Consider the following 20688-nt stretch of genomic DNA (forward strand, 5'->3'; position numbering starts at 1 on the left):
GAAATGAAACAGATGGTGACGAAGTCAAGTCTCATCAATCATTTGAAAGAAGCAGGAATTCAACGAGGAGAGTCTTTATTTGTTCATACCTCGCTTTCAAAACTCGGATGGGTATGTGGAGGTGCGCAGACAGTCATCGAGGCACTGCAAGAAGTGGTGGGGCCATCAGGACTTCTCATGATGGCGACCCAAACCGGAGACAATTCAGATCCGGCTGAATGGGAAGCACCGCCTGTTCCGGTTGAGTGGTGGCAGACGATTCGTGCCGAAATGCCACCTTATGAAAAAGAAAAGACATCAACCCGTGGGATGGGACGTGTCCCCGAACTGTTTCGGAACTATCCGAACGTTTATCGAAGCGCACATCCGATGTGGTCTGTCGCCGCATGGGGTGAAGATGCACAAACAATTGTGTCTGGTCATTCGATTGACGTCGGTTTCGGTCCGGGTTCACCAATCGAGCGAATGATTGAACGACATGCACGTGTTCTTCATCTCGGGTCGCCACTTGATGCGACGACACTTTGGCACTATGCGGAGTATGGGATTGATGGTCCGACAAAAATGTTCGGTTGTGCTGTAATCGAACAAGGCGAACGCGTGTGGCGAACGTTCGAACATACAGATGTGAATAGTGATCCATTTGGTGCAATCGGCGAAAATATCGTCAAACAGAAAGATGTCCATACGTTTACCATTAATGATGCGACGTGCTATTTGATTCCAGCTAATACATGGGAGCCAGTGCAACATGCGCTCATCGCACTTCGAAGCTGGTTAAGATAATGAATGTAGAATCGAGGGGAAGAAATAGATGAATCGTTGGATGAAACTATTGAGTATTGCGATTCTAGTCATCTTACTGGTGGCCGGATTGGCAATCGGTGGGATCTCGGCACATATCGGTGACCAATTAACATCACCTGAGCGAGAGACGTTGACGTACACGCCGAAGTCACTTGGATTGAAGTATGAGAACGTGACCATTCAATCAGAAGAAGGGCATGACTTGTATGGGTGGTGGATTCCCCATCCTACGCCACGTGCGACAATCGTATTTGCTCATGGGTATGGAAAGAACCGAGAACAGGAGGATCTCCCTTTAAAAGAGTTGATGCCCGAGTTTCATGAGCAAGGATATCAATTTTTAACTTTCGATTTTCGCGGATCTGGGATTTCAGAAGGAGACCGGGTAACGGTCGGCGCGAAAGAGCAATCGGACTTACAAGCTGCCATCCAATACGCAAAAGGTCGATCAGAGGGCCCAATCGTACTTTACGGAATCTCCATGGGAGCGGCGACGGCCCTCTCTACGGCAGATGATGTGGAAGTAGCCGCAGTCATCGCAGACAGTCCGTTCAGTGATTTACGGAACTACCTTGAGACAAATCTCCCCGTATGGAGTGATCTCCCGAACGTTCCATTCACACCCGTCATCATGACAGTGACCCCTTGGTTCACTGGACTGGATGCGGATGTTGTTTCACCGATTCAAGATATCAAATCAATCGAAGCACCGATTTTATTGATTCATAGTAAAGGTGACGATGCGATTCCTGTCTCAGAAAGTGAAAAGCTTGCAAGCGCGCAGGATGGTGTCGAACTATGGGTGACGGAAAACGATGGTCATGTCGGATCGTATCAATCATTCCAGACTGAATACCGTCAAAAGATTTTCGATTTTCTAGAACGATCATTGTGAGCAAAGGGGCGCAATTGGCGCCCCTTTTTGATATGATTGCAAACGAGAACAATGAAAGAAGGGTGCAAAATGGACTTATTACAACTATTACAGTTTCTCTTGCTCGGTACATTGATCGGGATATTGAGCGGCTTCTTCGGAATCGGTGGTGGCATCTTGCTCACGCCACTCCTCCTTGTTTTCGGTTATGAAGCAAGTGCGGCAATCGCACTTAGTCTCATGTTGACGCTCGGTTCGACGACGGCAGGGACAATCTCGCACATTCGTTTACGAAACGTAAACGTGTCACACGCGTTATGGATTGGTGTGTTCGGGATTGTCGGGACTTGGATTGCCACTCCGCTTGTCTTTTTCTTAGAAGGGGTGGACGGTGCGACACTGATCATCTCACTCGTCTACATTGCGTTACTTACGTACTTTGCGATTTCATTCTTCCGGTCGAAACAGCATGTCGAAGGGAGTGTCGGGACAGCTTCTGTACCACGACTTGGGATCATCGGTGTCTTTGCAGGATTTATCTCTTCTTTGATGGGGGTAAGTGGTGGCTTTGTATTGACGCCGCTTCAAGTCAAGCTACTGAACACTGAAATGAAGCGTGCAGTCGGAACGAGTATTTCAGCAGCTCTCCTCATCGTAATTTCAGGCGTAATCAGCTATGCCGTGGCAGGTGCTGAAACGAATTACTGGCATGGACTCGCATTAATCGCAGGTGCGATGATTGGATCTCCGTTCGGAGCCAAACAGTTACAGCGTTTCAGTTCACAACATGTCAAAAAAGCATTAGGTGGCTTCTATGTCACGGTCGCATTTAGTGTGGCGCTCAATTTAGTCGGATGGAATACAGCTTCACTTATACTTCTCGTCACACTAGCACTTCTCTTTATCATCACGCTCATCATTCGACCACGTAAAAAATAAAACCCCGTCTTTGGACGGGGTTTTAACGTCTGGCGATATGGTCAATGTTTTCTTGAATCTCTCCAACTTTCGCTTTTGCTTCGCGGAGTCTGCGCTCAAATGCTTCTGTGTCACGTTTCTCATGAGACGACTTGTCAACTCCTTGACGTTGCCCTTTGTCAGAGCGTTGATAAAAGTGGGTCGCTTTTTGTAAGCGTTTTTTAAACGTCGAGTCGCTCATAGGGACACCCCCTTCCATACTTCATTTATTCCACATATGGAAACGGGCGAAACGTTCGAACGTTTAAGATGCTAAGGAACGACGAACTTGAACGTTTTGAGAAATTTTCACAGCTAAGATCGCAGCAAGTACGGCTTTGAGTGAATCTCCAAGAATAAACGGGATATTCACCTTGAGCGCATCAATGAACGACATACCGAGAACGATCTCGAGTCCGATGCTTCCAAGTAGGTATACAAGCCCCAAACCGAATAACAAATTGTAGCCAATCAATGCTGGGAAGGAGCGATGGCGCTCGCTGAACCAGCCAATAAAGAAAGCGGCGATTGGAAATCCAATTAAATATCCGACGGTTGGTCCAACGAAGGGAGCAAGACCTCCTTGACCACTCAGTACGGGAAGGCCGATCAAGCCGAGTAGGAAGTAGACGATGACTGCCAAAAATCCTTTTCTTGCACCGAATACGCCGGCGATTGTCATGATGGCCAGTGTTTGAAGGGTAATCGGAACGGGTCCGATCGGTATTTCGATGAAACCGATACTTGCGATGAGTGCTGCCCCGAAGGCAATTTGAGTCATGTCTTGAATCTTCATATGTAAACCCCTTTTCAGTTAACGTTAACAATATAAAAGTTAACATGAGTTTATAGAGTTGGCAAGTCATTTCTTGAGTCTAGGTCAACAAGAAAAAACCTCGTCTCAGCATTCTTACTGAGACAAGGGTCATTAAGAAGGTATGACATTCATACATGCCGAAGCTTCTTTCAACTGTTCGCGAATAGCGTCAAAGCCTGTACCGCCATAACTATTGCGACGCGCGACCGCTTGTTCAGGGGTCAAAGCGTGATACACGTCCTCTTCAATCAAGTCAGAATGTGTTTGGAACACAGACAATGGAAGCTCACGTAAATATAAGCGTTCATCGACACAATATTTGACGAGTTTCCCAGTTACTTCATGCGCTTCACGGAACGGCATGCCTTTAGCTGTCAAATAATCAGCAAATTCAGTGGCGTTTGAAAAGTCGCGCTCTGTTGCTTGCTTCATCGTGTCTGGATGGAACGTCAATTCGTTCATCATCCCGGCCATGATGCTGAGTGAGCCTTGAACAGTCTTAACCGTATCAAACATGCCTTCTTTATCTTCTTGCAGATCTTTATTATAAGCGAGCGGAAGTCCTTTCATAAGCGTCAACAATCCCATCAAGTTTCCGATGACGCGACCCGATTTTCCACGTACGAGTTCAGCCATGTCTGGGTTTTTCTTCTGTGGCATCATACTCGATCCGGTAGAGAATGTATCGGACACAGTAATGAAGCGGTATTCTTCACTAGCCCAAAGAATCAACTCCTCACAAAAGCGCGAGAGGTGCATCATGAGCATCGATGCGTTTGACAAGAATTCGAGAATGAAATCGCGATCGCTCACTGCGTCTAAGCTGTTCGGATAGACTCGGTCAAAGCCGAGAAGTTCAGCTGAACGGGCTCGGTCAATCGGGAACGTCGTCCCTGCGAGCGCACCGGCTCCAAGAGGAGACCAGTCAATTCGCTTCAAACTGTCTGTGAAGCGTTCTTTGTCGCGTTCGAGCATCCAAAAATAGGCCAGCAAATGATGTGCCAAAGAGATTGGCTGTGCACGTTGGAGATGCGTATAGCCAGGCATGATCGTCTCTACGTTTATTGAAGCGTGTGCATGCAACTCACGTTGAAGTGATTCAATCAATTGAATCACTTCTTTCACACGTGCTTTCAAGTAAAGATGCATGTCTGTCGCAACTTGATCGTTACGACTACGTGCCGTATGCATTTTTCCGGCAACCGGTCCAATCTCTTCATGAAGCAAAGCCTCTAAATTCATATGGATGTCTTCATGATATACTTCAAACGCCAACTCGCCAGCGATGGCCTTCAGCTTGAGTTGTTGCAATCCTTCAAGGATTTGAGTGACTTCCTCTTTTGAAAGGATGTTCTGGTCTCCGAGCATCGTCACATGTGCCATGCTACCTTCTAAATCTTCAAGGACGAGTTGAGCATCGAACTCAATCGAGGCGCCGAACGCATCGACCCAATCACTGGCAGTCTTTTCAAAACGTCCTCCCCATAATTTACTCATGAATGAACGCTCCTTTTTCCATCAATACCTCTGACTGAACTTTTGTCGGCAAGCCCCAAAGCTTGATAAATCCGACAGCGGCTTGTTGATCAAACGTGTCCGCCGAAGTATATGTCGCAAGCTCCTCATCATATAGTGAAATCGGTGACTTACGACCGTCTACGATTGCTTGGCCTTTGAAGAGTTTCATCCGAACGGTACCTGTGACAGTCTGTTGTGTCTCATCGATGAATGCGAGTAGTGCTTTTGTGAGAGGTGAATACCACAGTCCGTTATAAATCGTCTCAGTCAATTTTTGTTCGACGATTGGTTTGAAATGAGCCACTTCACGTACGAGTGTCAATGCCTCAAGGGCCTTATGGGCCGTGATCAGTGTCATCGCGCCAGGAGCCTCATATACTTCACGTGATTTGATGCCGACGACACGGTTCTCAATGTGGTCGATTTTACCGACACCATGCGCCCCAGCGACGATATTTAACTCTTTTAAAATATCTGTGAACGATTGGTTCTTCCCATTGATGGCTACCGGTACCCCATTCTTAAATTCGATTTCAAGATATGTCGGTTCATGAGGTGTATCTTCAAGTGCTGCTGTTAACTCATAAGCACTTTCCGGCGGTGCCGCCCAAGGGTCTTCTAAAATGCCACATTCAATCGCCCGTCCCCAAATATTTTGATCAATAGAGAAAGGTTCTTCTTGAACGATTGGAATAGGGATATTGTGTTTTGCCGCGTATGCAATCTCCTCTTCACGTGACCATTTCCATTCCCGTACAGGTGCAACGATTTCAAGTGACGGATCGAGTGCATGGATGGACACTTCGAAACGAACTTGGTCGTTTCCTTTTCCTGTACATCCGTGGGCCACAGCGACTGCACCTTCTGCTTGTGCCACTTCGACCAACTTTTTCGAGATGAGTGGGCGTGATAGAGCAGATACGAGCGGATATACACCTTCATACAGCGTATGCGCCTGCATCGAGTAGCGTGCGAAGTCGGTCACGAATTCATCGACCGCGTCGATAACGATTGATTTTTTTGCCCCGACTTTCATTGCTTTTTGTTGAATTTTTTCTAAGTCCTTTCCTTCCCCGACGTTTAAACATACCGCGATGACATCATATCCTTGTTCATCCAACCATTTAATTGCAACCGAAGTATCAAGTCCACCTGAGTAAGCCAATACGAGTTTCTGTTTCAAAATGTAAGCACCCCTTATGAATAATTATTAATCTATGTTTATAAATATACGAATTAGTGTAAGGGATAATACCCGATGTGGCAACCTTTTTTTGAAAATAAAAATGACCACGAAAGATATTCGTGGTCATCATTGTTCGATTGTAAGCTCTGGTAACCATTGCGACATATGTTCGCTGACAGGAGAGAAGAGCTCGGGTTTTGCTGATTGTAACGGGACGATTTCATAATGTCCTTCTGATGATTTCTGTGTAAATGTTGGATAAAACATCGGATTTTTTAATTCGAACGTTGAAACATCGTCTTCGGTCGTTTTGACAACGTCAATTCCGATGATCCCACCCGTATTTCGATCATCGCCTTGTTGTCCAGATAGGAAGTTACCGAGTGAATACACGACGAATGTTTGATTGCCATCAGCTCCCTCAAGCATCTTCGGTGGTTGTAGGACGTGTGGGTGGTGACCGATGATGATATCGACACCGAGGTCTGAAAGAGTTTGAGCAAGCTCAGTCTGAATTTCGTTCGGTAACGTTTCATATTCTGTTCCAAAATGTAAGGATACGACGGTCAAATCGGTAGTTTGTTCTGCTTTCTCGATTTCAGGGCGCATTTGCTCGAGGTCGATATAGTTGACGTGGTATGGCTGTTTTGGAATTACGCCGTTCGTTCCGTACGTATAGGCTAAAAAGGAAAAGGAAATCTCGTTCGCGGTCAATGTACGGATGTTTGCCTTATCTTCAGCAGATAAGAAGGAACCGGTGTAAGGCATTCCGATTTCATTCCAGTGACCAATCGAATTCTCAATCGCACGAACCCCGCGATCTAGCGTATGATTGTTCGCCGTCGTGACTAAATCAATCCCGGCACGTTGCAAAGCATCGCCAATCTCAAATGGGCTGTTAAAAGCCGGATAGCTCGACAACCCAATTTCGCTCCCGCCAATCATACTCTCTTGGTTAGCGATTGCGATATCCGCTCGTTCTAAAATCGGTGCGACTTGTTCAAAAGAAGTGTCAAAATCATATCCGTCATTGACACGGGCTGCGCTGTATACCGAATCGTGTAGCAATACATCACCAATAGCATAGATGGATGCCGTCGTGACGGTTGGCTCAGGTTCGGAAGGGGGCTCTTCTACAGGTGTCTCGACGATTAGCTCTTCGGTTTCAACTGGGGGTTCTTGATTAGTTGATGAAGATTGACCACAACCGAATAACAGAATCAGGCTTGTAGCGAATGTGAGATGAGAGATGGTTTTAAAGGGTTTCATCAAAAATCTCCTTTTCAAAATGGAATTAATCTCAATATATATAGTATTCGTTAAAAATCTATAAAACTCCTTGTACATAAAAATGGCAGGTCAAGAAGACCTGCCAAGAAGATTATTTAATATGTTCTTTCACCATGTCACGCATTTGGTCGAATTCACGTTGAATGACCTCACTTGGCGGAGGCGTCATCAAACTAACGACATAAATGGCGAGTGCAGACATGAAGAATGCTGGAATCATCTCATAGAGCGTTCCGAACGTTCCAAATAGTGAAGCAGCATAGTTCTTCCAAAGGATGACGACAAATGCACCAGTCAACATCCCGGCAAGAGCACCTTGACGAGTCGTCCGTTTCCAGAAAAGACTAAATAGAATGAGCGGTCCAAACGATGAACCGAATCCTGCCCAAGCGTAGCCGACAAGGTTCAAGATTGTGTCATCTGCATCGAGCGCAAGGACAATTGATACGACCGATACGAGAATAACTGTGATTCGTCCGACCATGACGAGTTCGCGGTCTCCTGCGTCCTTACGGAAGAATTTTTGATAGAAGTCTGTCGTCGCGGCACTCGATGAGACGAGCAATTGTGATGAAATCGTCGACATGATGGCAGCGAGTAAAGCCGCTAATAATACACCTGTGACTAAATCAGGGAACAATAGATCCGATAAGTTAATAAAAATATTTTCAGGATTATCGATTGTCAGTCCTTGTTGCGTGTAATAGGCAAGTCCAAACAATCCGGTCGCCATCGCCCCGACGACGGTGAAAACCATCCATGAAATTCCGATACGACGTGCCGTTTTTATGTCTTCTAATTTCCCGATTGCCATAAAACGAACAATGATATGGGGTTGGCCAAAATAGCCGAGTCCCCATGCAAATAAAGAAATGATTCCAATGAGCGATTGACCCGTCCATGGGTCGAGTAACGCTTCATCGATATCCCGGACCGTATCTAATGCGTTCGACACACCATCTGTCGCCATGATGGCGATTGCCGGTACAAAAATGAGTGCGAAAAGCATGATGAGTCCTTGAACAAAGTCTGTCCAGCTAACGGCTAAAAATCCGCCGATGAATGTATACAAAATGATGATTGAGGCGAGAATAATGACACCTGTTACGAATTCAATGTCGAAGACGGCATTGAATAGTCGACCACCTGCAACGAACCCGCTCGTCGCATACAACGTGAAAAAGATGAGGGTGACGGCAGCAGAAAAGGAACGTAATAATCCTTTTGAGTCTTTGAACCGCTTCTCAAAAAAGTCTGGAATCGTGATTGCATCATCCGATATGTAAGAATAAATGCGTAATCTTGGAGCGACCAACAACCAGTTTAAATAGGCGCCAATTGTCAACCCGATGACAATCCAACCGCTTGAGATTCCCGTTGCATACATCGCGCCAGGTAAGCCCATCAAGAGCCATCCACTCATGTCAGACGCGCCGGCCGATAAGGCTGCAACGCCGGGACCAAGTGCTCGTCCACCTAACATATAATCGCCAATACTACTTGTTCTTCGATACGCGATGATCCCAAGTAAGACCATCAGTGCCATGTATACGACAATGGACACTAAAATTCCGTTCATCAACATCCCCCCGAAAGATAAAAAAATATGAAAACGCTTTCAGTGATAGAGTATCACTTTGTCAAAATATTGTCACAACAATAGGGGAGATGTAAAGATTTTTTTGATAGCTGGTCCTAACTTATCGAAATGCACAAGAGGTAAGATGGTCATTGACGAGACCTGTTGCTTGTAAGTGGGCATACACCGTGGTCGGACCTAAAAATTTGAATCCACGTCGTTTTAAGTCTTTACTCAATCGCACAGACAATTCTGTCGTAGCGGGGACTTCTTCAAGCCGTTCCCATGCATTGATGATTGGTTCATGATCAACGAACGACCAAATATATGAATCGAACGAACCAAACTCTTCTTGTATCTTCATGAATTGTTTCGCATTATTAATGGAGGCTTCGATTTTTCGTCGGTTTCGGACGATGCCACTGTCTGTCATCAATCTTTCGATATCTTCTTCAGAGAAACGAGCTACTTCGTTTACATCGAAATTTGTATACGCGGAGCGGTAGTTTTCACGCTTTCTTAAAATCGTGATCCAGCTGAGTCCAGCCTGTGCACTCTCAAGCGTCAGGCACTCAAAATGTTTTTGGTCATCATGGACAGGTTTGCCCCATTCCTCGTCGTGATAGCGGACGTAGAGCGGGTCAGACCCGCACCACGGACAACGAAATAATTCTTCCAACTCAATCAACTCCTCTTTTTTTATAAGTGTAGCATGTCTCAACGGTTATCGATTAGAAAGGATGGGTATAATGTGTGGGAATGGAGGCATCAATAATGAGTGATTGGATGATTTCGATTATTGAACAGTACGGATACATAGGAATTGCGTTCATGATCTTCATTGAGAACGTTTTTCCGCCAATCCCTTCTGAAGTCGTATTACTCTTTGGTGGTTTTTTTGCCGTAAAGACGAACTTGTCCATCACGCTCGTCATCGTGGCATCGACAGTTGGGGCCATATTAGGAGCAGTATTATTATACGGACTAGGTCTGTTATTTGATGTTGAGCAAATTGAGAAGTGGACGAAGAAATACGGGAAGTGGATACGTCTTGATATTCAAGACGTCAAAAAGGCAGATGCCTGGTTCGATCGATACGGAGGGTGGATGGTCTTCTTTGGTCGATTGATGCCGGTCGTTCGAAGCCTCATCTCAATTCCAGCAGGTATGTCGAATATGCCATTCTTAAAATTTTTGCTTCTCAGCACTGCTGGAACAGCGATTTGGAACACAATCTTGGTCTTGGTCGGAATGAAGGTCGGTGAGAACTGGCAAGATATACTTGCCTATCTAGATGCCTATTCATATACGGTTTACGGTCTGTTGCTGATTGGTATGATTGGGTACCTCTTCTGGCGTAAAAAACGACATGCTAAAAAGGCAGTAAAGAATGAATGAGAGGATAAAACAGGCGGACCGAAAATTCGGTTCGCCTGTTCACTCTTCGTTTTTCTTTTCTGGTAATACTTTTGTGAGCGTCTTTTCCGTCTTTTCGGCCAAGTATTCCGAGAATCGGAATAATATGATTCCCACGATGGCTGACACGAAAATATAAAGACCGACAAACAAGTTGATGGCCCCGTTTGAAAGGGCGGTAAACAAGATGGAGAACTCACCACGCGGAGCGAGAGAAAATCCAGCCTCGTTCGCCTGGACACGAGATAATCCGTAAATTCTTCCTCCGACGCGACCGACAATCCACTTCGACAAGACCCCCCAAACAATCAATACAAAGAATAAGGTGTTAACGATGACACCTTTCTCCAAGTTGATTGAAATCCCAAATGAAATGAAAAAAATCGGGAGAAATAAGTCACGAACGGGTACCGTCAAACGTTTGAGCGGACGAACGTCATGGATATCCGCAAGCATGATTCCGGCAATGAATGCTCCTAAAATCTCAGATAGACCAAATACCATACCGATTCCGGCGAAGAAGAGAATGAGTCCGATAAGCCCGATACTCGCATCATCCTGACGTAAAAGGTGTTTCGAGAACTTATGTTGTTTCGACACAAAGCTCGATCCGATAAACAATAATACCCCGAAAATCAGAAATCCTGCGAATACTTTCCCGATATCTGTCATGGCGACCGGTTCCTCTTGAATGATGAATGGCGCAATCGTCAATAAAAGTGGTGCGAATATATCTTCAAAAATAAGTAGAGCTAGGACGAATTCTTTAATATCTTCATGTTTTTCGGAGTGGCGCTCAAGTAGTTTCGCTGAGATCGAAGAGCTCGTCGCGTATAGAACGGCACCAATTAAGAAGGCGCGCGGAAAGTCCAATCCAAACAACAAGGCGATTCCGAATGAGACGCCGAACGATAGGACGATGTCTAATACGCCTGCTTTCCAAACTTTTCGCATTCGCTTCCACAATTCGCGTAACGGAAACTTTAACCCGAGAAGGAAAAATAAAAGGATGATTCCGATTTCACCGGCAATTTTAAATACTTCGTTTCCGTCCCAGAAAAAACCGACCCCAACACCGATGGCGATAAACGCTAAAATGCTTGGAAAGTATAGACGTTCAATCAGGAGGCTGAAGACGGAGATAAGCGTGAGCGCCAGTCCGAGCAACACGATGATGTTCAATCCATCCATAAGTCATCTCCTTTACCTAGAAGTGTTACCTTTCCATTTGATTCCACTGATACTCCATACCGACTGATTCTGGACGTGAATAATCAAAGCCGAACTGACGATACAAGCCATCCGCAGGAATATCGGCAATTAGACTGACAATGGCCGTCTCATCTGCCTCTTTTAGAATCCACTCCATTAAATTCTCCATGATTAATTTACCAAGACCCAGTCCTTGGCATTCTGGATCGACGACGATGTCGACTAGATGAAAGACCATTCCGCCGTCCCCAACGACACGCCCCATCCCGACAATCTCATCATCTAAATATAAACAGACGCCAAATAGCGTGTTCTTGAGTCCTTTGACCGTACTTTCATCTGAGCGTCGAGGCATCCCCGCCTTCACACGCAACGACTGATGTTGCTCCGGTGTCGGTGTCTCAACTTTTACAGTGACTTCATTGACCATACTAAAATCCCCCTCTACACAAGTTAACATTACTTTCCCGCTATATTGAATGAGTAAACCTTGATTTATGAAAATAGCTGTCGGCATAATGGGAAGAAGACAGGAGGAATATCGGATGATACAAGGTCAATCAATCTTGCCGGCGATACGTGATATGCGCGATTTAGAACGATTTTTATCGAGTGAACTTGAAATAGGAGTTTTACTTGAAATTCATATGAGTCGATTAGAACCTATTTTTAAATTATTAGAAAAGCATCAGAAAAAAGTCTTTATTCATATGGATTTAATCCAAGGAATGAAAGCGGATGAATTTGCGACTGAGTATGTCTGTCAAACGTATCGACCGTTTGGAATCATATCGACAAAAGGGAACGTGATTGTACGGGCAAAACAAAATCATGTGTTGACAGTACAACGGTTGTTTTTAATTGACTCGACATCATTGGATAAGAGCATCCGACATATTGAACGGTCAAAACCAGACTACATCGAGGTCCTTCCAGGAATTGTTCCGAAGTATATCCGCCGAGTACAGGAAATGACCGGTATACCTGTTTTTGCAGGAGGGTTGATTGAGACGATGGAAGAAGTGAATGCAGCCCTTGCCGCTGGGGCAAGTGTGATCACGACCTCAAATCGTAAACTGTGGACTGAGTAACCCACATTCGGGTATACACTCTTCTAGGAGGGATGAACAGATGAAAGACATTATGATTATTACAGGTGTCACGCAAGGGATTGGCTATGCGCTCGCTAATGCGTTCGCAAATCAATATGAAGTTGTGGGATTGGACATTGGTGAAGACCCGAATATAAAAGGGGTGTCCTTTTATCAAGTTGATCTTGGGGAAACCGAAGCGCTAAAGCGGGTATTCGAAGACGTAAAGTCACGTTTTGGACATGCTCATGTGTTGATTAACAACGGGGGGATCGCCTCACTCGTCAAACCGATTGACGAACTTGAAATCGATACGTTCAAACGAGTCATCGACGTTAATTTAGTAGGAACGTTTACTTGTGCAAAATACTTTTTGGAATTAAACAAAGATGAGTCATATGGTCGCATTGTCAATATGGCCTCGACACGTGCTCTGCAAAATGAACCACACTGGGATGCGTATGGGGCCTCTAAAGGCGGGATTGTCGGTTTGACCCATTCGCTTGCCATCTCATTGAGTGATCGACCAGTAACCGTGAATGCGATTAGCCCTGGTTGGATTCATGCATCAGACGAAGCGTTACGAGAAGTCGACCATCGTCAGCATCCGTCTGGCCGTGTCGGCGAACCGGATGACATCGTTCGAGCGGTACGGTATCTGATTGACCGGAACAACGACTTTGTCAACGGTCACAACCTTGTCGTCGATGGAGGGATGACAAAGAAAATGATTTATGAAGAGTGATATGACTATATACCTATATTTTGAGAAAATTTAGGTTATTTGTGCCTAATTCCGGGTAAGGAATAAAAGAGTTTTCATCCGGGAGAAGGAGGAAAGTACCATGAATCCGCTCGTAGAAGAAGCGCTTCGGTTTTCATCAATTCGTCACGGAGGACAATCCCGTAAAGGTTCATCGATTCCATTTTTGTCACACCCGTTTTCTGTCGCGTTGTTGCTCGAAACGGATCACCAACCCCCGTCGGTCGTCGCCGCAGGTCTTCTGCACGATTTAATTGAAGACACTGAAACGGAACCAGAAGAAATATTAGCGAGGTTTGGTCCTGATGTGTTACGTCTTGTACTTGCTGTCTCTGAGAAGAACCGTGGTCAGACGTGGGAACAACGAAAACAGATGACTCTTGAACACATCTCTTCACTTCAATTTGATGAAGTCGCACTCCTCGTGGCGGATAAGCTACATAATCTTCGTTCCATCCGTTATGACTTAGAGATGGAAGGGATGATGGTGTGGCAACGTTTCAAACGACCGATGCGAGACCAGTCATGGTACTATCATGAATTGTTACGTGCTTTCGAACCGTTTCGTAGTTCGACGGATTTAATCGGGTTGTATGAACAGGAACTTTATTCCTTGTTTTATGGTGAAAAAAATGTAAAAGATCAGAAAGTAGTGAGACTCTTTGAGTCCATCCTAACCCGTTTCACAGAAGATGAATGGGTTCAAGAAGCGGCACCGCTCTGTCAGACCGCATATGAACTAAAGGAAATTGTTGTTCGTACATCAGTAGATGAAGAAGAGGTCGAGGTGTTTCGTCGACAACTGGATCTAGCGGGCTGGAATTACCCTATGCCTGCGCCTGTTCTAGCTGCGTTGCAAGAACTCGGATATCGAACCGCCATGAATGCATCGGATTTCGTTGCCCTCATACATCGCTCGATTGTCAACTAGATAGGTTCGTGCTATAGTCAAAAGGAAGATAAAAAGGGGAGTAGCGACCACAATCGTGGTCGATGGGTCGTCATTACAGTGCGCATGCACTCGGTCCATCGAGCTTTTACAAGTCCGCAAGACCTTTTTATGGGCGTTTTTGTCGTCCATAAAAAGGTCTTTTTTGTTTACCCAAGGAGGAGAAAAAATGGTATTTGTTTATTTCTTATTAGCTGCGGCCATCACAGTCTATGCCGCAATCAAGTTGTCCACATACGCCGATGTCATGACGGAAAAGTCAAAAATGGGCGGGATGCTTATTGGTACCGTTCTTTTGGCAGGGGCGACGTCACTACCTGAAGTGACGACAAGTATATCGGCGGTCATGATTGACAATCCCGACATCGCTATCGGAAACATGCTAGGCTCTAACTTGTTCAACATTTTTATTCTTGCGATGTTTGATTTGTATTTCCGTCAAAAGCAACTCTTTAACTATGCGAGCCGTGATCATCTATACACGGCAGGACTTGGTTTACTCTTGACCGTGACGACTTTAGTTGCGTTAATTGTCCGTGTCGATATGACGTTTATCGGAATCGGTGTCGACGCACTTTTAATTGCCATTCTATATGGGATTGGAATTTACTATATCGGTAAGCAACCGAAAGAGCCTGTCGCTGAGCATGAAGTGGAAGAAGAGGTTGTCGTCAGTAAGTATGAAGACATCACATTGAAACGTGCTGTCTTTGGTTTTTTGGTCGCTGCTGTTTTAATAATGGCAGCTGGGACAGCACTCTCCATCACAGGAGACCAAATTGCCGTCGTCACGGGACTAGGTTCTAGTTTCGTCGGGAGCTTCTTGATTGCCGCATCAACTTCATTACCTGAGGCAGTCGCAGTGTTTATGGCGCTCAAGCTTCGAAACGTCAACTTGGCATTCGGTTCGATTCTCGGAAGTAACATCTTTAACATGCTCATTATCGCCATGTCGGACGTCTTCTATCGTAATGGTTCGATTTTGGCAGACGTATCGACGTCACACCTTGTGTCGGCGGTCGGGATTACGATTCTATCGATTCTCGTCATGTATAGCGTTCTCCGACAAAATGTCACGTCGAAGGTACGTTACGTCATTCCTTCGCTTCTCGTCGTTGTCGTTTACTTTGTTTCGTCGTACTTGATTTTCATCGGGTGAGTTCATGCATCAGTCTCAGGACTGATGCTTTTTTTTATGGGAATGTGAGGTCGTCGCTTCGGGTATAGAGGAAAGGAGAGGAGGGGTGGCGATGCAAGTGCATGAAGTGGAAACACGCCAAGCGTATACAATCTTGATTCCGGCCTACAACCCTGACGATGCACTCGTCACACTCGTGGAGAAATTGAGGGCGAGCGGGTTTTCGACCATCATTGTGGTTAACGACGGTAGTGATGAGTCGACGGTAGGCATATTTGAAAAGGTAGCATCATTTGTTGACCAAGTGTTAACGCACAAACAGAATCTAGGAAAAGGGGCAGCTCTGAAGACTGGATTGCAGTATATTGCGGAGACCTATCCTGACAAATTAGGTGTCATCACGGTTGACGCCGATGGGCAACATTTACCTGAGGACGTCGTCAACGTATATGAGGAGGGAGTGAGTAAGCCGCATCATCTGATCATGGGGTGCCGTGACTTCAGTGGGGACAAGATTCCTCTTCGAAGTCGATTCGGCAATCAGGCGACACGGCTCGTCATGTTGATTGGCAGCGGATTGAAGTTAAGAGATACTCAAACAGGACTTCGTGCTATCCCGATGCGATACGCGCGACAACTGATTGACATTCCGGGGAATCGATATGAGTTCGAGATGAATATGCTGACGTTCACAAAGCGATTACAGGTTCCGATTCAACAGACGACCATCCAGACAGTATATGAAAACGAAAACGATTCATCTCATTTTAGACCGATTCTCGACTCAATCTTAATTTACCGGATGTTTTTGATGTATTCGGTATCGTCCGTCGCATCATTCGTGGTAGACGTCGGGATGTATGCAGTTTTCATTTATTTATTATCACCGTACTTCGATACAGTCCATGTCATCGCTGCAACGGTACTCGCACGAGTCATTTCATCGTTATTCAATTATCTCATTAATCGGAAAGTCGTCTTTCATTCGAACGCAAGACGTTCACTTTCCAAATACTTTTCGCTCGTCCTTCTCCAAATGGCAACCTCGGCATTATTGGTCTATCTTTTATTTCTCCTATTTAGGCAAGGAGAAGTCGTCCTAAAAATTATCGTCGACAGCTTTCTCTTTTTTGTCAGTTACTATGTCCAAAAACGATGGATTTTCAAAAAATAACCGGTCATGAGTTCATGACCGGTTTAATATGCGAGTGTTCCTGTTTTGACGGACGTATAGCGATGTAGCTCTCTCGGGCTTGTAATGCCGGTTTTCTGCATCATTTCACGCATGAGTAGAGCGCATACGCGAGCGTCTTCTGCGGCATCATGATGAATAAAAGGCACGTTCAGGTATTCTGCCATCGTGTTCAACTTGTGGTTCGGGAGTCCAGGATACAGTTTACGTGACAATTTGACAGTGCATCCGTACTCAATTGTAGGGAAATCGAATAGATCATATTTCACAATTGCCTTTCTTAAGGCACCCATATCAAACGAGGCGTTATGTGCGATGACGAGGTCGACTTCTCGTAAAATCGGGTAAAGAGAGGCAAGTACTTCCGGTAACGCGGGTTCATCCCATACGTCGTTCGGACGAATGCCATGAACCCGTATGTTCCCCATATCAAAGTCTTCCTCTGGATTGACGAGTCGTTGATCGGTTTCGATGATTTCTCCATCTTGCAGAATGCTCCACCCGACTGAGCAGATGCTACGGCTATCGCGGTTAGCGGTCTCCACATCGAGAGCGAGAATGGTATGATTCATAATTTACCTTCTTTCTTTTGCAATAAAAAAAGTCTAACAGAAAGTTAGACGAATGTCGTGCTTAAGCGGCGACGAGTGTACGACAAGCTTCTGCACAGCGCTCACATGCTTTCGCGCACGCTTGGCAATGGTCGTGCAAGTGACGGCCACATTCGACGGCACATGTATCACATACCTGAGCACACAAGGCGACAATTGGTTTTGAGAAGGCTGAATCTGTTTCTAAGGCATTTAAAGCCAACGTACAAATGTCTGAGCATTCTCGTGTCAGTCGAATGCATTCGGTGAACATGTGTAAATCCTCTTCTTGTAAACTTTTTGAGAAGCAATGGTTGCAAGCACGCATACATTCAATCACGCTCGTCAATGTTTCTTCAACAGATGTGCGTTCCATTAAAATTCCCCCTTATATGAAAAAGTCTATCTTTTATTACCCGTTCGTATAAAGGTTGAATCGCATCATACAAATAAAAAAGTCACATCTCTTAAGAGATGTGACAGATTAATGGAGCATAGGGGGCTCGAACCCCTGACCTCTACGCTGCCAGCGTAGCGCTCTCCCAGCTGAGCTAATGCCCCGTTCAAAATCATTATATCATCGTAGTATTCGACATGGCAATTCTCTTTTTCAATTTAGGTTTATAAAATTGGAGACGTGGGAATTTCATGTTAGACGTTATATTAAGAAAGCAGGTGTGCTCTATGGAAATGATTCTTTTGGCACTTTTACCGGCACTCATGTGGGGAAGTATTCCACTCATCGTGTCGAAAGTGGGAGGAAAACCGATTCAGCAGTTAATCGGAACGACCATCGGGGCGATGATTATGGCGGCCGTGATTGCCCTCGTATTTCGACCGGAGTTCACGACACTCGCCATCGTGACAGGGTTTATCTCAGGGGCGTTCTGGGCGCTCGGCCAATACTTACAGTTCCAGTCGTTCCAAATCTTAAGTGTCTCGAAGGCGATGCCAATCAGTACGGGGATGCAGCTCGTCGGAACGTCTCTCTTTGGGGTCATCGTTCTCGGGGACTGGCAGACGACGACAGAGCTATGGTTAGGGTTCTCAGCGCTCGTCTTGATTATCATCGGGGCGACGATGACTTCGTATCAACAGAAAAAAGACAAAGATAGCGCCGGTGCGTTGAAGAAGGGGTTACTCGTCTTATTCGTTTCAAGTATCGGTTACGTCACGTATGCGGTCTTGACGAACTACTTTGAAGTAGAAGGCATCACCGCGATTCTTCCACAATCGGTCGGGATGTTCATCGCAGCACTTCTCTTCAGTCTTCGTGAGAAGGACGTGAAGAAAATCGATCCACGTACGTTCAAGAATATTTTAGCCGGGATTGCCTGGGGAATCGGGAACTTCGGTCTCTTCGTCTCGAGCGGAGAAGTCGGGATTGCCACTTCCTTCGCTTTATCTCAATTGAACGTCGTCGTTGCGACACTCGGTGGGATCTATCTCTTGAAAGAAGAGAAGACGACAAAGGAACGCGTCTATGTCTTTATGGGAATTGGTCTGATTGTCGTTGCCGGATTTATGCTTGGGATTGCCAAGAGTTAAATTTCGATTATGAAATGATAAAAACCTTGAATGCGCACTCGTGCTAGCGTGCCATTCAAGGTTTTTTTGATTAGCGATATTAAGGGAGAGCAGGAGATGATGTGACCGTTAGGGAAGTAATGCCTACTCATGTAATCTACATGGTACAGGGTACGTAACACATTCAGGATTGCTCGGAAAATTGCAGAGTAAAGGGGAAACGAATCATGGAATCAAACGTTGTGACGATATCAACGGTCGTTGATGCACCAATCGACACTGTCTGGAAACTGTGGACAGACCCAGATCATATCAAACAGTGGAATCATGCGTCTGACGATTGGCATACGACCGAAGCGGAAAACGACTTACGGGTCGGCGGGAAATTTCGCAGTCGGATGGAGGCAAAAGATCAAAGCATGGGCTTTGATTTTGAAGGAGTGTATGAAGAAGTTAAAGTAAATGAGCTCATTCAGTATCGTCTTGACGATGAACGGAGAGTTAGAATTTCATTTGCTTCAGAAGGGTATCAGACGAAAGTGATTGAGGTATTTGATACAGAATCGATGAATCCGATTGAATTGCAACGACAAGGCTGGCAGGCAATTCTCGACAATTTCACTCGATATGCGAATGGTAAGAAAAAAATGAATGATTAACTGTAGGCCCAGCAGTATACATTTCAAATTGAAGGTGTATATTGCTGTTTTGTTGTATAAAATTAAAATCGTACATAAGTTGTTTGTTGTTGATTAAAATAATTAATTGTCGATCAATTTGAAAGGTAAATATTGAGGGAGTTAAAAGTAACATGAGAGAAGTAAGGCTAAGTTTTAATTTTATTGACGACATGGAGACTGAAAAATGGGCACGCCAGATGTTAGACATTTTTGTCGATTTTCAAATTGGAATCGGAAAGATGGGATTTTACGAACCACTTAGAACTGAGTTTTTGAATGACACCTTTTTGAAGATGTGGACAGAAGGCAACGATGATTTTTACAGCTTTATTTGTCGATTGAAAAATAGTAAAGGTTATCTCAACATTCATAATTTGAAAGATGGGTTACCAGGCAATGTTGGTTTCGATTTTGTGATCAGCAAGACTCATTTTTTGAATGAAAAGGAAAAATGGATTCAGTTATTTGATCGAATTTGTCGAGAGTGGGGTCCATTCCAAGCATCAATATCTAGAAGGATTGAAGAAAGAGAGGATCTCATGTACGAAACAGGTTTTTCTAAAGTTAAAGAAGTGGAATGGCTTAATTATTGGAGTGATGAATTGTTGTGCGTGAATTCAGTTTCTATTCCTAATGAGGTCAAAGACTATAATTGTTATGATGGAGTTGCATTTAACAAAGGGTATGTATTCCAGTTGATGAATTTGATTGATGATCCCTCGTACTATCAGCTATCTGAAAAGATCAAAGCCATGATTGGTCCAAACTTCTTTTATAAATGTAGTGAAGATTTAGATTTGCTAGATTTTTTATAGTTATTTTCTTCTCCATACGAAAGAAATGACAAACGCAGTAAAGCCTCCTATTACAACGATATAGAATAGCGAGTAGAAAACAAACTCGCCGATATCTTCAAAGCTCTCAAACGTGTTCTCTACAATCATTGGTTCAGATAAAATCCCAATCGTCACAATCGGCAAAAAAAGAATCCAAAACCGTTTCCAAAAATATGAGCTGTATGACGTCGATTGATGTGAAGTCAAATAGAAACCCTCCTTATAAAAAAAGCTCCATACTTTACCATATTGTATCATGTGAATTA

At 44.7% G+C, this 20688-nt stretch carries 24 protein-coding genes and 1 tRNA gene; 12 read left to right on the top strand and 13 right to left on the bottom strand.

Translation table 11 applies throughout. The features are described 5' to 3' along the window. Positions 1 to 3 precede the first annotated feature (3 nt). From AC5LIL_RS06775 to AC5LIL_RS06785, 3 genes are all read left to right on the top strand, one after another. On the top strand, positions 4 to 786 hold the full coding sequence (locus AC5LIL_RS06775) for an AAC(3) family N-acetyltransferase (protein ID WP_499825263.1): 783 nt from the start codon (positions 4 to 6) through the stop codon (positions 784 to 786). A gap of 28 nt (positions 787 to 814) precedes the next feature. Further along, positions 815 to 1702 carry an alpha/beta hydrolase gene (locus AC5LIL_RS06780; RefSeq protein WP_499825264.1) on the top strand — a complete coding sequence of 296 codons (888 nt, stop codon included), beginning with the start codon at positions 815 to 817 and terminating at the stop codon, positions 1700 to 1702. 69 nt (positions 1703 to 1771) lie between these two features. Further along, a complete protein-coding gene (locus tag AC5LIL_RS06785) occupies positions 1772 to 2620 on the top strand; it encodes a sulfite exporter TauE/SafE family protein (protein ID WP_214692647.1) in 849 nt (282 codons plus the stop codon). Positions 2621 to 2642: 22 nt separating this feature from the next. On the opposite strand, the gene AC5LIL_RS06790 is transcribed toward AC5LIL_RS06785, so the two are convergent. The 7 genes from AC5LIL_RS06790 to AC5LIL_RS06820 all read right to left on the bottom strand — a co-directional run bounded on the left by AC5LIL_RS06790 (position 2643) and on the right by AC5LIL_RS06820 (position 9707). Continuing rightward, positions 2643 to 2840, bottom strand: a complete 198-nt coding sequence (locus AC5LIL_RS06790) for a hypothetical protein (RefSeq protein WP_214692645.1) — start codon at positions 2838 to 2840, stop codon at positions 2643 to 2645. Between the two features lie 63 nt (positions 2841 to 2903). Further along, positions 2904 to 3434: a biotin transporter BioY gene (locus tag AC5LIL_RS06795; protein ID WP_499825265.1), complete on the bottom strand. Its 531-nt coding sequence runs from the start codon at positions 3432 to 3434 to the stop codon at positions 2904 to 2906. Positions 3435 to 3566: 132 nt separating this feature from the next. Next, positions 3567 to 4952, bottom strand: a complete 1386-nt coding sequence (gene argH, locus AC5LIL_RS06800) for an argininosuccinate lyase (RefSeq protein WP_499825266.1) — start codon at positions 4950 to 4952, stop codon at positions 3567 to 3569. Then, positions 4945 to 6159, bottom strand: coding sequence for an argininosuccinate synthase (locus AC5LIL_RS06805; protein ID WP_339962847.1), 1215 nt, complete (start codon positions 6157 to 6159; stop codon positions 4945 to 4947). The genes argH and AC5LIL_RS06805 overlap by 8 nt, the downstream gene beginning before the upstream one ends. 126 nt (positions 6160 to 6285) lie before the next feature. Beyond that, entirely contained in the window at positions 6286 to 7428 is a 1143-nt protein-coding gene (locus tag AC5LIL_RS06810; RefSeq protein ID WP_499825267.1) for a CapA family protein, read from the bottom strand. 112 nt (positions 7429 to 7540) lie between these two features. Next, positions 7541 to 9028, bottom strand: coding sequence for a sodium/proline symporter PutP (gene putP / locus AC5LIL_RS06815; RefSeq protein ID WP_499825268.1), 1488 nt, complete (start codon positions 9026 to 9028; stop codon positions 7541 to 7543). A gap of 121 nt (positions 9029 to 9149) precedes the next feature. Further along, entirely contained in the window at positions 9150 to 9707 is a 558-nt protein-coding gene (locus tag AC5LIL_RS06820) for a DNA-3-methyladenine glycosylase I (protein ID WP_499825269.1), read from the bottom strand. 95 nt (positions 9708 to 9802) lie between these two features. Here AC5LIL_RS06820 and AC5LIL_RS06825 point away from each other — a divergent pair, with 95 nt between their 5' ends. Next, on the top strand, positions 9803 to 10426 hold the full coding sequence (locus tag AC5LIL_RS06825; RefSeq protein WP_499825270.1) for a DedA family protein: 624 nt from the start codon (positions 9803 to 9805) through the stop codon (positions 10424 to 10426). Between the two features lie 39 nt (positions 10427 to 10465). Here AC5LIL_RS06825 and AC5LIL_RS06830 read toward each other — a convergent pair whose 3' ends face one another. Together AC5LIL_RS06830 and AC5LIL_RS06835 are read right to left on the bottom strand one after the other, a co-directional pair. Beyond that, positions 10466 to 11635 (bottom strand): cation:proton antiporter, encoded by a 1170-nt coding sequence (locus tag AC5LIL_RS06830; protein WP_499825271.1) that lies wholly within the window; start codon positions 11633 to 11635, stop codon positions 10466 to 10468. Between the two features lie 25 nt (positions 11636 to 11660). Beyond that, positions 11661 to 12086 carry a GNAT family N-acetyltransferase gene (locus AC5LIL_RS06835; RefSeq protein WP_214692631.1) on the bottom strand — a complete coding sequence of 142 codons (426 nt, stop codon included), beginning with the start codon at positions 12084 to 12086 and terminating at the stop codon, positions 11661 to 11663. A 115-nt stretch (positions 12087 to 12201) separates the two neighbouring features. Here AC5LIL_RS06835 and AC5LIL_RS06840 point away from each other — a divergent pair, with 115 nt between their 5' ends. From AC5LIL_RS06840 to AC5LIL_RS06860, 5 genes are all read left to right on the top strand, one after another. After that, positions 12202 to 12747 (top strand): glycerol-3-phosphate responsive antiterminator, encoded by a 546-nt coding sequence (locus AC5LIL_RS06840; RefSeq protein WP_214692629.1) that lies wholly within the window; start codon positions 12202 to 12204, stop codon positions 12745 to 12747. A 40-nt stretch (positions 12748 to 12787) separates the two neighbouring features. After that, positions 12788 to 13492, top strand: a complete 705-nt coding sequence (locus AC5LIL_RS06845) for an SDR family NAD(P)-dependent oxidoreductase (protein WP_499825272.1) — start codon at positions 12788 to 12790, stop codon at positions 13490 to 13492. Between the two features lie 100 nt (positions 13493 to 13592). Continuing rightward, entirely contained in the window at positions 13593 to 14441 is an 849-nt protein-coding gene (locus AC5LIL_RS06850; RefSeq protein ID WP_499825273.1) for an HD domain-containing protein, read from the top strand. 187 nt (positions 14442 to 14628) lie between these two features. Beyond that, positions 14629 to 15618: a sodium:calcium antiporter gene (locus AC5LIL_RS06855; protein WP_499825274.1), complete on the top strand. Its 990-nt coding sequence runs from the start codon at positions 14629 to 14631 to the stop codon at positions 15616 to 15618. 91 nt (positions 15619 to 15709) lie between these two features. Then, positions 15710 to 16771: a glycosyltransferase gene (locus AC5LIL_RS06860; protein WP_499825275.1), complete on the top strand. Its 1062-nt coding sequence runs from the start codon at positions 15710 to 15712 to the stop codon at positions 16769 to 16771. 23 nt (positions 16772 to 16794) lie between these two features. Here the strand turns inward: AC5LIL_RS06860 and AC5LIL_RS06865 are convergent, their stop codons facing one another. The 3 genes from AC5LIL_RS06865 to AC5LIL_RS06875 all read right to left on the bottom strand — a co-directional run bounded on the left by AC5LIL_RS06865 (position 16795) and on the right by AC5LIL_RS06875 (position 17940). Beyond that, entirely contained in the window at positions 16795 to 17361 is a 567-nt protein-coding gene (locus tag AC5LIL_RS06865; RefSeq protein WP_499825276.1) for a 3'-5' exonuclease, read from the bottom strand. Positions 17362 to 17422: 61 nt separating this feature from the next. Further along, positions 17423 to 17755, bottom strand: a complete 333-nt coding sequence (locus AC5LIL_RS06870; protein ID WP_214787842.1) for a four-helix bundle copper-binding protein — start codon at positions 17753 to 17755, stop codon at positions 17423 to 17425. A 112-nt stretch (positions 17756 to 17867) separates the two neighbouring features. Continuing rightward, positions 17868 to 17940: transfer RNA gene (locus AC5LIL_RS06875), tRNA-Ala, on the bottom strand. Positions 17941 to 18063: 123 nt separating this feature from the next. Here AC5LIL_RS06875 and AC5LIL_RS06880 point away from each other — a divergent pair. The 3 genes from AC5LIL_RS06880 to AC5LIL_RS06890 all read left to right on the top strand — a co-directional run bounded on the left by AC5LIL_RS06880 (position 18064) and on the right by AC5LIL_RS06890 (position 20401). Further along, the gene (locus AC5LIL_RS06880) at positions 18064 to 18927 is read left to right on the top strand and encodes a GRP family sugar transporter (RefSeq protein WP_499825277.1); all 864 of its coding nucleotides are present in this window, start codon (positions 18064 to 18066) and stop codon (positions 18925 to 18927) included. A gap of 206 nt (positions 18928 to 19133) precedes the next feature. Then, positions 19134 to 19565: an SRPBCC family protein gene (locus tag AC5LIL_RS06885; RefSeq protein ID WP_499825278.1), complete on the top strand. Its 432-nt coding sequence runs from the start codon at positions 19134 to 19136 to the stop codon at positions 19563 to 19565. Positions 19566 to 19717: 152 nt separating this feature from the next. Next, complete coding sequence (locus tag AC5LIL_RS06890; protein WP_499825279.1) at positions 19718 to 20401, top strand: hypothetical protein; 684 nt, start codon at positions 19718 to 19720, stop codon at positions 20399 to 20401. Here AC5LIL_RS06890 and AC5LIL_RS06895 read toward each other — a convergent pair whose 3' ends face one another. Continuing rightward, entirely contained in the window at positions 20402 to 20629 is a 228-nt protein-coding gene (locus tag AC5LIL_RS06895; RefSeq protein ID WP_499825280.1) for a hypothetical protein, read from the bottom strand. Positions 20630 to 20688: the final 59 nt, after the last annotated feature.

The sequence above is a fragment of the Exiguobacterium sp. RM11 genome (assembly GCF_059821525.1).